Here is a 13,686-nt window from a genome sequence, read left to right as displayed (position 1 = left end):
AAGCCTCGGCCTTTAGGCCGAGGTAGTTGACAAGGTCGGCAAATAAGAAGAAATTTTGCCGAGTGTAGCTTATAGGCTACAGAAATTCAAAAAGTCGACGAGATTACAGCCAGATGGTGCGTTTAATTCGGCATGATCGGCAGCTTCATCGGCTGCAGGATCATCGAAGTGATTTCTTCGGAACGGATAACATCCGGAAGCTCCTTGTGGGAATCACGAAAGTAATCCATCACAACTTTGATGCATTCCGTGTAGTAGCGCTGCGCGATATTTTCCATGAGGTCGTAAGTTTTGCCGCTTTCGTCATGGAAATTGGGATAGTCAAAGAGAGAATAGTCGATTAAATCTTCGACCGTGAGCATTCCTTTGCTGACCGTGTAGTACTGAGTCAGAGTTGCAAAGGGCTCGTTTTGTTTGTTGTAAAGACGAGAAGTGAGAACGAGGTCTAGCGAATCTGAGGAAATGTCTTCGTCGCTGTCCTCGTCGCAGAAAGTCTCGGGTTTGACGCTTTCAATGCGCAAAGAAGCCTGATTGATCATGCTCCACAAAGCATGGCAGTCGTATTTCTTTAAACGATAGCTTTGAGCCTTGATACGGAAAGTAGCGTCTCCGTCTTCGTCATGACCGAAATCAGCAGTGAAATTGTTGATTAAATCATCAGCGCGCTGAAGAGCCTCTTCTTCGGAGAAGTAGGCGCCGGCGTCAGCGAGGAAAGATAAATACTTCTGCAGACGGCGGGTGTCATAGCCTTTACGGTCAAGCTTCACTTGTTCGAATGCATACTGGCCGGCAATCATGCCGGGCGTAAAGGTCACTCCGTCCTCAACGTATTCTCCGCTGTTGTTGATAAAGTCCGCGACACGATCGAGCTGTCCGCAACCATAGATTGCCAAACAGATCGACGGGATCGTACGACTCGGAGAAGTGAAACGCATTTGAAAACTCGAACAAATAATGAAACAGGGACGATCATTTTAACGACTCCGAGACAGGGAGGAGCATAAGACGAGTCATGAAAAAATCTGAATTTACAATTCGGCCTCCGTCATTGAGTCCACGGGCTTGAGCGATTTATAGGGCTGAAAACAATAGAAAAAATTCACAAAAAACGGCATGAAATTACCCTCGGAGTCAGCTGTGACATTAGGGAAAATACTAATATAAGGAGTGACAAATTTTCTTTGCGCTATTAAAATAGTGACAGATAGAAACGTTTTTTAGCTGAAGGATTTTAAGAAAATTGATTCATTATCTTTTATTATTTATAAATTCATATATACAAACGGATGAAGAATTTTCTTACTAACTGAATTTTCTATATTTTATTTAAAAATCTTGCTAAAAAATAGGTATTCTATTCATACAGTCTTACGAAAGCGTTGCTCCTCAAACATAACGCTGAACGGTTTGGTTGGTCCCGAGCTGTTCAATAGACACCTAAAAGCCGTCGAAAACCTCGACGGCTTTTTCTTATCCGAAATCTTTTAAGAAAATTCTTCTATTTAATATTCGGGTCAAAAATTCTCGAACCCCGCGCGGTTTCCCGTCGGACATGGTCTAGTAAAGAAAAATTTGTCCGACTTTTGAGTTAAATCCCTGACAATTGAGCCGAAAGTAGAGATATAAAGCAGAGGTAGATGATTATTAGTAATTTCCCTTAGTTTACCTCATATTATTTCATGAATATGACAGATATCTAATCTGATACCAATTAAGAAGATGATCGAATGTTTGAAATAGAAAATATAATCAAATAAGATAATAAATAGATATAATTTTAAATTTTTCGCTTTTTGTAAGGGCTTTTTGAGTTTTTTGACTAGAAAGCTAAAGATCCTGACAACTTCTTGAATCTACAACGAAAAGAGAGGAGTTACATTTCTACTCGATCCTACCTATTTTGAGTGATCGGAGCTTCGAAAAAAGCTGAGCAAAATAGACGGTTACAAAATCAGCTTAAAAAAACGAATCTCAACCTATTGTGTTTTTCCTCTTCCGTCATTTTTCACGTCTTTCGCGCAGGTCCTTTTATCTACAAGGTTTTTGATTTTTTCCTACAGTTTTGACCTACACAAGAGATTTTTAATATCCCCTCTTATTTCCGTATATAGTTATCTTTTTATTGTTCCCACACCATCTGTTGTATGAGATTATCATTTGGAGTAGATTTACTGGTCCGATAGCTCAAACTTTGTTTGGACTATCGGACCACCCTAAAAGTTTTTAAATGGCTTAGCAGTACATGACTATTTTTGAATTAATGTATTTGCGAACATGAACTAGATAGATAAGGAGACAAGGCAGATGAGCCCTACGATGGAGACGCCGATGTACGTCATTAAACGTGACGGCACGGTAAAGGACTTCGATATTTCAAAGATTGCAGCCGCCCTCGAAAAAGCAGGTAAAGCCACCGGTGAATTCGATGCCGCGACCGCAAACCGCATCACTCATATCGAAGTGATGAACCGTCTGGCTCAGCAGAATGTTGCGACTCCTACTATTGAACAGATTCAGGATGCCGTAGAAAACGCGCTCTTTGATACCGGATTCCGTAAGACCCTGCGTGCTTATATTGTTTACCGCGAACAGCGCGCAAAGGCCCGTGATGCTCGCCGCAGCCTCGTTGATGTTGAAAGCTCTATGAATGAGTACCTGCAGCATTTGGACTGGCGTGTGAACGCCAATGCCAACCAAGGCTACTCTTTGGGCGGTTTGATTCTCAACGTTTCCGGTAAGGTTGTTGCTAACTATTGGCTCAACTATATTTATCCTCCGGAAGTCGGCAATGCTCACAGACAGGCCGATATCCATATCCACGACTTGGATATGCTTTCCGGCTATTGCGCTGGCTGGTCCCTGAAGACACTTTTGAATGAAGGTCTGAACGGTGTTCCAGGCAAGGTTGAAGCCGGAGCACCTAAGCATTTAACCAGTGCTGTCGGTCAGATCGTAAACTTCCTCGGTACGATGCAGAATGAGTGGGCTGGTGCTCAGGCTTTCAGTTCGTTTGACACCTATCTCGCTCCTTTCATCCGCATCGACAACCTTGATTACAAGGAAGTCCGTCAGTGCATTCAGGAACTTATTTACAACCTGAATGTCCCGAGCCGCTGGGGTACACAGACTCCGTTTACAAACCTGACGTTTGACTGGGTCTGCCCGCAGGACCTGCGCGATCAGCATCCTTTGATCGGCGGAGAAGAAGTTGACTTCACGTACGGTGAGCTCCAGAAAGAAATGGACATGATCAATCGTGCGTATATTGAAGTGATGCTTGAAGGCGACGCTAAGGGCCGCGTTTTTACATTCCCGATCCCGACGTACAACATGACGCCGGACTTCGAGTGGGACAGCCCTAATGCACATTTGCTCTTTAGCATGACTGCCCGCTACGGTCTGCCGTATTTCCAGAACTTCATCAATTCCGAACTCAAGCCGAACATGATTCGTTCGATGTGCTGCCGTCTGCAGCTGGACTTGAGAGAGCTGCTTAAGCGCGGCAACGGACTTTTCGGCTCTGCTGAACAGACCGGTTCCTTAGGCGTTGTGACAATCAACTGCGCTCGTTTGGGTTATGTTTTTGCTCAGGATGAAGAAGGTTTGTTCAATCGTCTGAGCTACCTGCTTGACTTAGCCCGCAACAGCCTTGAAATTAAGCGCAAGGTCATTCAGCGCCATATGGATCAGGGCTTGTTCCCGTATACAAGACGTTATCTCGGCACGCTGCGTAATCACTTCTCTACGATCGGTGTGAATGGCATCAATGAAATGATCCGCAACTTCACACAGGACGAAGAAGACATTACGACGGAAGCCGGCCACGCCTTTGCCGCCAAAGTGCTTGATTTCATCCGCGACAAGATGGTCATGTTCCAGGAAGAAACCGGACACATGTACAACCTTGAAGCCACACCGGCTGAAGGTACAACTTACCGCTTTGCCAAAGAAGATAAGAAGCGTTTCCCGAAGATTCTTCAGGCGGGTACGCCAGATCATCCTTACTACACCAACAGCTCTCAGCTGCCGGTTTCCTATACGGACGATCCTTTCGAAGCTTTGGAAATGCAGGAAGACCTGCAGAAGAAGTATACAGGCGGCACCGTACTGCATCTGTACATGAATGAAGCCATTTCGAGCCCCGAGCTCTGTCGCGACATCGTTCGCCGCGCTTTGACACGTTTCAGACTGCCGTACATCACGATCACTCCGACATTCTCGGTTTGCCCGAAACACGGTTATATCCCGGGCAACCACGAGTTCTGTCCGAAGTGCGACGCAGAATTGATTGCCAAGAAGAAGCTTGACATGGCTTCCAACGGTTAAGAAACAGTAAAGATTAATTTTTTAGGATTGATTTATTCACACAGGAGACTGCAATGAATGAAAATGTTAAAGACACAAACATCGAATTGAAAGACGAAGAACGCACAAAATGCGAAATCTGGACCCGCGTGATGGGCTACCATCGTCCGATCTCTTCTTTCAACATCGGCAAGCAGGGTGAATTTGCAGAACGCAAATACTTCGACGAAAAGAAGTGCGGCTGCAGCAAGTAATCTTTGATTAAAAGAAATCCTCTCGTTGCTTCGCGCATCGGGAGGTTTTTTATTTGGGATTTTTCTTTTTATGAAAGACGTATTTATTCCTATTGAACCTGAAGTGAAGGACAAACCTGCTGAGGAACTTCTGGTGGGCGGCGTAACACGCATGACCACCATCGACTTTCCTGATTGTTTATCTGCAGTGGTCTTTATCAAAGGGTGTCCGTGGAAGTGCGTCTATTGTCAAAACGAGGATCTCCAAAGCCGAGAGATGAACGAAGGGGACGGTTACGTTTCCTGGGAATACATTGATCATTTCCTTGACAGAAGAAAAGGTTTAATTGACGGCGTGGTTTTCAGCGGCGGAGAACCCTGTGTTGATCCTGCGCTCCCTGACGCCATTAAAAGAGTCAAAGAGAAGGGCTATAAGATCGGGCTGCACACCGGAGGAATGTATCCGCGCAGACTGAGAGCGATTCTTCCGTATTTAGATTGGGTCGGATTAGATATCAAGGCTCCTTTGTCTGATGAAGCTGCTTATGAAAAAGTCGTTCGCCGCAAAGGCGCAGCAGCCAAAGTTCGTTCTTCTCTTGAAATGCTGTTAGAGGCTGGTGTTTCTATAGAAACACGTACGACCGTGCATCCCGAATATCACACTGAAGAGCAAATCCTTCAGCTCGCCAGAGAACTGTCTGATGCAGGAATTGAAACTTACGCACTTCAAATTTATCGCCAGCCCAGAGGACTGCCGGAGGAACATCTTCTTGAACGTGTCGGAAGTGACTATCCGCATGAAGAGACTTTAAAAACGCTCGAGTCCTTATTCAAGAAATTTATTTATCGCCGCAGTTAGCGTTTTTTGAGAAATAAATTTTATGAGACTGGCTCGAAAGAACATTCGGGACCGGTCTTCTTGCTTTTCGGACAAAGCATTGAACTCAACTTCGGCGGCATATTTTCTTTAAGACAAATCTCCTTGTTAGACTTTGACCAACCATTTTCGGACGGAGCTCATCGATGAAAAACAACGGCAATTTTAAAAACGCCGGATCTTCTCGCGCCAAGACGTGGAGAAATATTCTCTTGATTTTGGGTGCGGTTGCTCTTATTGCCAGCTACATTGCTGATATTCGTGACCCGCATCCGGGTATGGAAACTCAGGATAACCGCCCGTTTGTAGAACAGGCGCTCAAAGACGGCTTTCAAACACTCCATGCCCGCGTGACTCGTGTGGCTGACGGCGATACCGTTTACATTAAAGATGACGAAGGAAAAGAAGCTCGAGTTAGGCTTCTTGGCATCGACGCCCCGGAGAGCAAACAAGCTTACGGAGTTCAAAGTGCGGAACATCTAAAACGCAATCTGAGGGACGCTGAGTATCACGTTCAAGTGATTTACCGCGGGAGAGACCAGTACGGCAGAATTATCGGAAAACTGGTAGCCGATGGAAAAGATCTAAATCTCGACCAGGTCAGCACCGGAAACGCCTGGGTCTATAGAAATTATCTGAAAGATCTTCAACCGGGAGATAAAAACCTCTATTTGAAAGCTGAGGACAATGCGCGCGCAAAGAGAATCGGCTTATGGGCGGACCCCAATCCACAGAACCCTCGCGATTGGAGGAGAGAGCATCCAAGGAATTAAGACTGCAATAGTTAGCAAAACAAAGCCTGCCGAAGGGCAGGCAAAATAAAAGGCCGTCTTTGTTGAAGATTCGGCCTTTCTTGTCGGTTAATTCAGCATTTGCTTGTCCGGGAAATCCGGATTTTTCTCGAAACACTGAGGAGCAACCAAAATCGCTACTTTTCCTTCGTCTCCGCGAATGGATTCGGTTAGGAAAGGAATGCTAAGAGGCGACTCCCCGCCGACAGGCTTCGGATCCTGCATGGAAACCAAGATTTCAGGAACACTGGTCAGGAGGGCTTCTGAGCCTTTTTTCAGCCAATATCTCGGAAATTCATTCGTGAAAAAGGATAAGGTCGATTCGGCAAGTTCTAGTTCTTCGACATTGGCCATTTTTCGGCTGCCGATATACTCCAGATTTGCCACCAAATTATCTAATCTGCTCGGGACAATGCAGTGCTTGAGCATATTCATCGCTACCGGTTTGAAACGGTAAACCGGAAACGGATCGTATTTCTCATCCTCAAAGTCGATATCTTTGCCCTTGAAGGAGCAGAAGTCATCAGGATTGTCTATCGTCATTTTTATGCCCGTACTTCTAAAACTACTTGCATCCATATTATCAAAGAGTTTTGATTCTTGTTGGTTACCGATAACTGAATTAGACGCCAAATGAAAAACGCCCCGAAGGGCGTTTTGAGAGGGTTTCAAATCGGATTAACCGATATTGATTGGACTATGAATGTTCTTCGCAAAAGCGCGAACATTAAAGCTTCGATTCCACATGAAGGCTAAGAAGCCGACGAAGCAGACTGCTGTTGTGCCGAAGCTGATGATCCAGCTGCCTTTGCTGAAGCCGGCAGCCACGTAACCCACGAAGCAGCAGCAAGCTACAAACCAAGCATACGGTAGCTGTGTTGAAACGTGCGAAATGTGACTGCATCCGCTGCCCGCGCTCGACAGAATCGTCGTGTCTGAAATCGGAGAGCAGTGGTCACCGAAAACAGAGCCGGCTAATGTGGCAGACAAGCAGACGATGGTAAGAGAGGGATCGACGGCAGCTGCAACCGGCACAGCGATCGGGATCAGGATACCGAAAGTACCCCAGGCAGTACCAGTGGAGAAACTCAGGAATGCGGCAACGAGGAAGATCGCGGCAGGAAGGAAAAGGTCAAGACCGGAACCGCTGGAAACCATACCTTGAACAAAAGTTTGGGTAGTAAGCAGGTCGCGGCAAACACCGGAAAGCGTCCAAGCCAAAACCAAAATCACGTTGGCAGGAAGCATGAGTTTCATACCCTCGATGGTGCCTTCCATGAAGTTATGGAAAGAAACCACGCGGCGCGGGATGTACATGATGAATGCAACGCCTAAGGCACCGAAGGAAGCCCAAACCAGAGCTTTGGAAGCGGAGCAGTTGCCGAGCGCAGCAGCGACTGTGTGATAGGCAGCATCTTTACCCCAGTACCCGCCGTCATAAAGAAGGGCGAGAACAGCAAAAACGATCAAAGCAATGAGAGGAAGAAGCATGTCCCAAATCGTGCCTTTATCACTTTGCGCATGTTTGGGTTTCTCGACGGTGGCTCCGCTGCCTTTATCTTCTACTGACTTAAGGAGAGCGTTTTCTTCTGCTTTTTTCATCGGACCGAAGTCACGATTGGTCCAGGAAAGATAAAGAACTAAAAGCAGGCAGAAAATTGCGTAGAAGTTGTAGGGAATTGTCGAGACGAATGCCTGGAAGTCACTCTGGAAAGCGCCTGTGGATTTCAAAGAACTTCCCACGGCGGCAGCCCAAGAAGAAACCGGAGCGATGATACACATCGGAGCTGCTGTCGAGTCGATGATGTAAGCCAGCTTCTCGCGGGAGACACGATAAGAGTCGGTGAGCGGTTTCATGACCGTACCGACAGTCAGGCAGTTGAAGTAGTCGTCAATGAAGATGAAGAAGCTCAGACCGCAGGTGGCAAGAACCGATGTTTCTCGGTTTTTGATTTTTCTTCGGGCAATTTCACCGTATTTCTTAGTGCCCCCTGACATGTTCAGAACATAGACAAGTGCTCCTAAAAGAGTACAGAAGAGAAGGATCTGGAAGTCGACTTTTTGGCCCATGAGCGAAAAAGTAACGTCAAGCATCTTGATTAAAGGATCAGGCACGCCGGAGCCGAATGTGTAAATGGCGGCGCCGGAGAAGATGCCGATCAATAAAGAAGAAAACACTTCTTTGGTGATCAGAGCAAGGACGATGGCAATGATTGGAGGCAGGATTGATAACCAGCCGGCTGCATAAGGTTCCATGGTCGAAGGTTTAAATAAGTTATTAATGGATATTGGGGATTGTAATTGATTGTTTTCGGTCAACCCCGCATTTGCGGAAAAATTACCGCACAATCCAGAAATAAACCGTGATTAAGCGATATCAGGCACCCGTTTGTCAGTGATATCGATTAAGGATATGGAGTGAAAGTCCAGTTGTCCAAGAGAATAGGCAGATTGAGAATTCTATGTTTCTGGACTTTTAGGCAAGAAAAAAGCCAGACCCGAAAGCCCGGCTTTGGATTTTCAATCTCTCGTTAGGCGAGACTGAATCCCGACAAATTACATAACGCGGCTGCGGTATTCGTCGGTTCTTGTGTCGATTTCGATCTTGTCGCCGGTGTTAACGAAAGCCGGAACCTGAACGATGTGGCCTGTGGCCAGCTTGGCAGGTTTCATGACTTTGCCGGAAGTATCGCCTTTGACAGCAGGTTCGGTGTAAACAACTTCACGAACCAGGATTGTCGGGAGTTCGATGGAGATGGGGCGGCCGTTGTAAAGAACAACTTCAGCCTTCATGCCGTCTTCAAGATATTTGAGGACGTCTTCCATAACTTCGGCTTCGACTTCGTACTGGTTGTATTCGTCGTCCATCCAAACATAAAGAGGATCGCCGAAGTAGGAGTAAGAAACTTCTTTCTTGTCGAGGATAATGTCTTCGAAACGGTCATCAGCACGATAAACAGTTTCGGTACCGCCGTTGGAAAGAAGGTTCTTCATTTTGAGTTTGACAGTGGAGGCACCGCGGCCGCCCTTGCTGTATTCAGACTTCAAAATGACCATCGGAGTGTTGTTGATCATCACGACGTTGCCGACGCGAAGTTCTTGTGCTGTTTTCATATTAATACTTAAAAATGAAAGGTTAATGTCTGCGGTCGCTGTGAATAACGGCCGAACTAAAATTTTTTAAAACAAAGATTTTAGCTTTAAAAACAGTGCTCCGTCAAAATTTTGGTACCGTCTCTTGCAACTTCTAACGATCTTTCGAGAATGTCCGAAGGAATATGTTGTGGAAGAAGAAACCTTCCTCCATAGTGGATAGAGTCTTCTTGAAAACAGGCATTAGATTTTGCTTTTCACAAAGCTGAGAAGGTTGTCTGCGAGGGAACCTAAGGAAACCAAATGGTCTCTCCAGTGCTGGGCGGCTTCTTTCATAAGAGGCAACTCATGGCACCATCGCTCCCAACAGCAAGTTAAGTCTCTAGAGGACTTATTCCAGGATAAATTCATATCTATCCAAGTTTGATAACTCTCTCCGTAATAAGGTCGGATTCTCTCGCCGAAGGCTTCTAATTTTTTAATGTGCGTTTCTTCGGTTTGAGGGTAGATATTCCAGATGAACGGCTTACCGGATAACTGAGCCCTGACGAAAGAGTCCTCTCCGCGAATGATTAAAGAATCCGAGGCCCATAAAAATTTGTCAAATTCAGATTGAGGAACCATCTTTGAAACTCCAAACTGAATATTTCGGGATGGATGTTCCTCATAAAGCTTGGACAGAATATCAGTAGCTGCACCCTTCGGAAGAAGCAGATTGATTTCTTTGCCGCGCTGCCGGAGTGCTTTATAAAATTCAGCCAACGGCGCGCCGGGATAGCAAAAGACGAAAACCGTGAACAGGGCGGGGTCCAGATTGAAACTCTCTAAGAATTTATTTCTGTCTTTTGCAAAACGTTCTTGTCTTATAAATAGATCTTTCTCGATCATTAGGCCGCCGGTCTTTTTCGTGACGCCGGGAAAGAAATAATATTTATTGACGTTTAAGGACGGATGTGGAGAGGGCAGACTATGGCAGCCTTCCACCCAGTCTTCGGCTGATAAGTATTCAAGGTTGATCCAAATCGGCTGCGGACGCGCGGCTGCAATTTTATGCTCGAATGCGATCGGGAGGCGGCATCCGAAGGTCTCTATGACAACTTGGGACGGCTCGCTCGTTTCCGCGTCCTTCCAGTCGTGAATTTCCACGCCTTGGACAAGGCACGGTAATTTTTTTGGGTCTAAGCCGGCCGTGATTTTAGAAAGCGTTTCTGCATCATTAATATAGAGCTTCACCGGAAAACCGTGCTCGCAGGAAAAAATGGAGGCCAACCTCCAGCAGACTCCGGCATCACCGAAATTGTCGATAACGTCACAGAAAATATCGATGGTCATGCTTTCTAGAAAATAGATTGGAAAAAATATCTCTCAATCTTAACCTTAACTCAAGAAAAACAATCGATGCGGTCGAAGCTGCGCAACGATTGGTTACGCCAATTTTTTGCGATGTTCGATAGTATTTTGTCTTTTAGACCAAAGTGATACAACTCAGAGCACCAGCATCTGGCTGCTTCCTATAATTTAGGAAATGTTGATTGACTGTCGACACGTATTTAATTAAATCCGTATTCAAGTTCAAAAAGACCTACCAAAGGTATATGGAAACTGCTCTTAAAGAAACTGAAGGAAAGCTTGTGAACCTGCCGGACAAGAAATTTGATTCGGCCGAGTTTTTAAAGAATCTGCCTCATTTGCCTGGCGTTTATCGATATTTCGATAAAGACGGTAATTTGCTTTACGTAGGCAAGGCAAGGGACTTGAAGCGCCGCGTCTCCAGTTACTTCCAAAAAACGCTAGCGCCTCGTACCAAACTGATGGTAGATCAGATTGCGAGCGCACAAATCACGGTCGTGAACAGCGAAGCCGAGGCTTTGATTCTTGAATCGAACCTGATTAAGACTCAGGATCCCCGCTTCAATATTCTTTTCCGTGACGATAAGTCGTATCCGTACCTTAAATTAAGTTCCGGAGAGTATCCGCGCTTGTCTTATTACCGCGGAGCGCTCGATAAACGCAATTCATATTTCGGCCCGTATCCCAATGCGAATGCGGCTAAAGACACCATGCTTTTGCTGCAGAAGGTTTTTCAGCTGAGAACTTGTGAGACTTCTGTTTTTAATAACCGCTCCCGTCCTTGCCTGCTTTACCAGATCGGGCGCTGCAGCGGAGGATGCTGTAAAAAAGTGTCGCCGGAGGAATACGGTAAGTCGGTTGACCTAGCAAAAGAATTTCTAAGAGGAGATTCTCAAAAGGTCCAGGAAGATCTGACTCGCAGAATGAACGAGTACTCGCAGAAACTCGACTTTGAGCGGGCAGCTGTAATGAGAGATCACTTGGCAGCGATTTCCAATGTCATTCATCAGCAGTCTATGGAAGCTGCGCCGGATGCCAATGCAGACATTATTGCCGCGGTTGCCGCTCAAGGCGAAGTATGTGTGAATTTAGCGATGGTTCGAGGAGGTCGTCATCTTGGTGACAAGGCATCTTTCCCATCTTTAGGTCGGAATGCCGAATTACCGGAACTTGAAGAAGTGCTTGAGGCATTCATTACTCATCACTACACGCAGATGGATGTGCCTCCCGTGGTCATTATCAATCTGGAAGAGCGTTCTCCAAGAATTGAAGAGCTCCTCAATACGATTGCCGGTAAGAAGGTTAGTGTCATCTACCGTCCTCAGAATATTCGCAGAAAATGGCTTGAACTCGCTGTCACCAATGCCAAAGTCTCATTGGGACGCAAAGTTGCGGAAGAGGGTAGTCAGAAGAAAAGAATCGGGGCATTGGTTCAGGAATTGGGACTGGATATCCCTGAGTCCGAGTATGAAGATTTTCGTGTTGAGTGTTTCGATATTAGCCATAGTTCGGGCGAAGCAACCCAAGCATCCTGCGTAGTTTTTGCCGGAAACCGCATGGACAGCTCTCAATACAGAAGGTTCAACATCAAAGACGTCACGGCGGGCGACGACTATGCTGCGATGAAACAGGTTCTGACTCGAAGATATCAAAGAGTTGCTAACGGTGAGGCCACTCTGCCGAATATTGTTCTCGTAGACGGCGGGCGCGGACAAGTTAAGATGGCCTGCGAAGTCTTTGACGAATTAGGTTTGGATAAAAACGTCATTGTTGGTGTTGCAAAAGGCGAGGGAAGAAAGGTTGGACTGGAAGAATTGGTTTTTCCGGACCCAAATAAAGAACCTCTCAAACTCGGACAAGAATCACCTGCGCTGATGCTGATTGCCCAAATTCGTGACGAAGCGCACCGTTTTGCTATTACCGGTATGAGAGCGAAGCGGGCTAAGGCTAGAAATTATTCTAGAATTGAGGATCTTGAGGGAGTCGGTTCGAAAAGAAGACAAAAACTTCTTGAGCGGTTCGGCAGCTTGAAAGTGTTGTCCAACGCATCCGTGGAGGACATCGCAAGTGTAGATGGCATCTCTCAAACTTTAGCCAGACAAATTTACGCACAGTTGCATGGACAAATCAGTTAAAAAAGTACGAATCAATATTCCGATGGTCCTTACATGGACTCGTATTGCATTGATTCCGTTAATCGTCGGCGTCTTCATGATTCCGACTTCAGTTCTAAGTATGCATTCGCAGAATTTGCTCGGATGTATTTTCTTTATTGTCGCGGCGGTTACGGACGCCTTGGACGGCTTTATCGCCAGACGTTATGGGATGGGCACAACACTCGGGGCATTCTTGGATCCTGTGGCTGACAAGCTTATGGTTAGCGCGGCATTAATCGTTCTTCTTGCCTTCGGACGCGTTGATATGCTGGTAGCGCTGGTAATTATCGGAAGAGAAATTACCGTTTCAGCTCTGCGTGAATGGATGGCTAGAGTCGGTGAGTCCGGAAAGGTAAAAGTTAATTGGTTTGGAAAGATCAAAGCAATCGCTCAGATGGTTTCTATTCCGATGCTTCTTTATTTTGATCCGATCGGCGCATGGAATGTCTACCTTACGGGAACCATTCTGATTTATATCGCTGCAATCCTGACGATTTATTCCATGTTCGTCTATTTGAAAGCGGCTGCACCTTTCTTTTCAAGCGAACCGAAGCAAAAATAGTATTCATTGAAGAGTTTTGTATGAGCCGGAGTCGAGAAAGACTTCGGCTTTTATTTTTAAATGAAAGGTTGCATACGAAGTTTTACATTTAATGCAACTGTTTGAATTTAATAGATAAAGGATGATTTTTTGAAAAAATGACATAGATCCTCGTTGACAGAAGCGATTTAGGCAAGGATAATTCATCCTCGTTCGGAACGATGAGTTTCGCATTATGAAAAGAAATTTTACAGTTTAAAACGAACTGTCGAGTTGACAAGAAATTTTAAGTCTGTAAAATTTCAATCCTTCGCTCACGAAACTGAGCGGCGGCGAAAGC

Annotated in this window: 11 protein-coding genes; 6 read left to right on the top strand and 5 right to left on the bottom strand. The window is 45.7% G+C overall.

All coding sequences use genetic code 11. The features are described 5' to 3' along the window. Positions 1–122 precede the first annotated feature (122 nt). Entirely contained in the window at positions 123–935 is an 813-nt protein-coding gene (locus HMPREF9439_RS07455) for a hypothetical protein (protein ID WP_008811799.1), read from the bottom strand. Between the two features lie 1,369 nt (positions 936–2,304). On the opposite strand from HMPREF9439_RS07455, the gene HMPREF9439_RS07450 reads away from it, so the two are divergent. The 4 genes from HMPREF9439_RS07450 to HMPREF9439_RS07435 all read left to right on the top strand — a co-directional run bounded on the left by HMPREF9439_RS07450 (position 2,305) and on the right by HMPREF9439_RS07435 (position 6,188). After that, entirely contained in the window at positions 2,305–4,326 is a 2,022-nt protein-coding gene (locus tag HMPREF9439_RS07450) for a ribonucleoside triphosphate reductase (RefSeq protein WP_008811800.1), read from the top strand. A 53-nt stretch (positions 4,327–4,379) separates the two neighbouring features. Continuing rightward, positions 4,380–4,559, top strand: a complete 180-nt coding sequence (gene nrdD / locus HMPREF9439_RS13570) for an anaerobic ribonucleoside-triphosphate reductase (protein WP_008811801.1) — start codon at positions 4,380–4,382, stop codon at positions 4,557–4,559. Between the two features lie 70 nt (positions 4,560–4,629). Further along, positions 4,630–5,397 carry an anaerobic ribonucleoside-triphosphate reductase activating protein gene (locus tag HMPREF9439_RS07440; protein WP_008811802.1) on the top strand — a complete coding sequence of 256 codons (768 nt, stop codon included), beginning with the start codon at positions 4,630–4,632 and terminating at the stop codon, positions 5,395–5,397. Positions 5,398–5,561: 164 nt separating this feature from the next. Then, positions 5,562–6,188 (top strand): thermonuclease family protein, encoded by a 627-nt coding sequence (locus HMPREF9439_RS07435; protein ID WP_008864379.1) that lies wholly within the window; start codon positions 5,562–5,564, stop codon positions 6,186–6,188. A gap of 87 nt (positions 6,189–6,275) precedes the next feature. Here the strand turns inward: HMPREF9439_RS07435 and HMPREF9439_RS07430 are convergent, their stop codons facing one another. From HMPREF9439_RS07430 to earP, 4 genes are all read right to left on the bottom strand, one after another. After that, complete coding sequence (locus HMPREF9439_RS07430; RefSeq protein ID WP_021867569.1) at positions 6,276–6,749, bottom strand: hypothetical protein; 474 nt, start codon at positions 6,747–6,749, stop codon at positions 6,276–6,278. Positions 6,750–6,884: 135 nt separating this feature from the next. Continuing rightward, positions 6,885–8,462 (bottom strand): Na+/H+ antiporter NhaC family protein, encoded by a 1,578-nt coding sequence (locus HMPREF9439_RS07425; protein WP_008864377.1) that lies wholly within the window; start codon positions 8,460–8,462, stop codon positions 6,885–6,887. A gap of 300 nt (positions 8,463–8,762) precedes the next feature. After that, positions 8,763–9,320 (bottom strand): elongation factor P, encoded by a 558-nt coding sequence (efp, locus tag HMPREF9439_RS07420; RefSeq protein ID WP_008811807.1) that lies wholly within the window; start codon positions 9,318–9,320, stop codon positions 8,763–8,765. A 222-nt stretch (positions 9,321–9,542) separates the two neighbouring features. Beyond that, the gene (gene earP, locus HMPREF9439_RS07415; RefSeq protein WP_008811808.1) at positions 9,543–10,631 is read right to left on the bottom strand and encodes an elongation factor P maturation arginine rhamnosyltransferase EarP; all 1,089 of its coding nucleotides are present in this window, start codon (positions 10,629–10,631) and stop codon (positions 9,543–9,545) included. 263 nt (positions 10,632–10,894) lie between these two features. Between earP and uvrC the strand changes: the two genes are divergently transcribed. Beyond that, positions 10,895–12,784: an excinuclease ABC subunit UvrC gene (gene uvrC / locus HMPREF9439_RS07410; RefSeq protein WP_050749120.1), complete on the top strand. Its 1,890-nt coding sequence runs from the start codon at positions 10,895–10,897 to the stop codon at positions 12,782–12,784. After that, complete coding sequence (gene pgsA, locus HMPREF9439_RS07405) at positions 12,768–13,367, top strand: CDP-diacylglycerol--glycerol-3-phosphate 3-phosphatidyltransferase (RefSeq protein WP_008811810.1); 600 nt, start codon at positions 12,768–12,770, stop codon at positions 13,365–13,367. Before uvrC ends, pgsA begins: the two co-directional genes overlap by 17 nt. Positions 13,368–13,686 lie beyond the last annotated feature (319 nt).

It is taken from the genome of Parasutterella excrementihominis YIT 11859, assembly GCF_000205025.1.
In the GTDB taxonomy this organism is placed as follows: domain Bacteria; phylum Pseudomonadota; class Gammaproteobacteria; order Burkholderiales; family Burkholderiaceae_F; genus Parasutterella; species Parasutterella excrementihominis.
The sequence above is the reverse complement of the archived record's forward strand: the minus strand, read 5'-3'. Positions and strand labels throughout refer to the sequence as shown.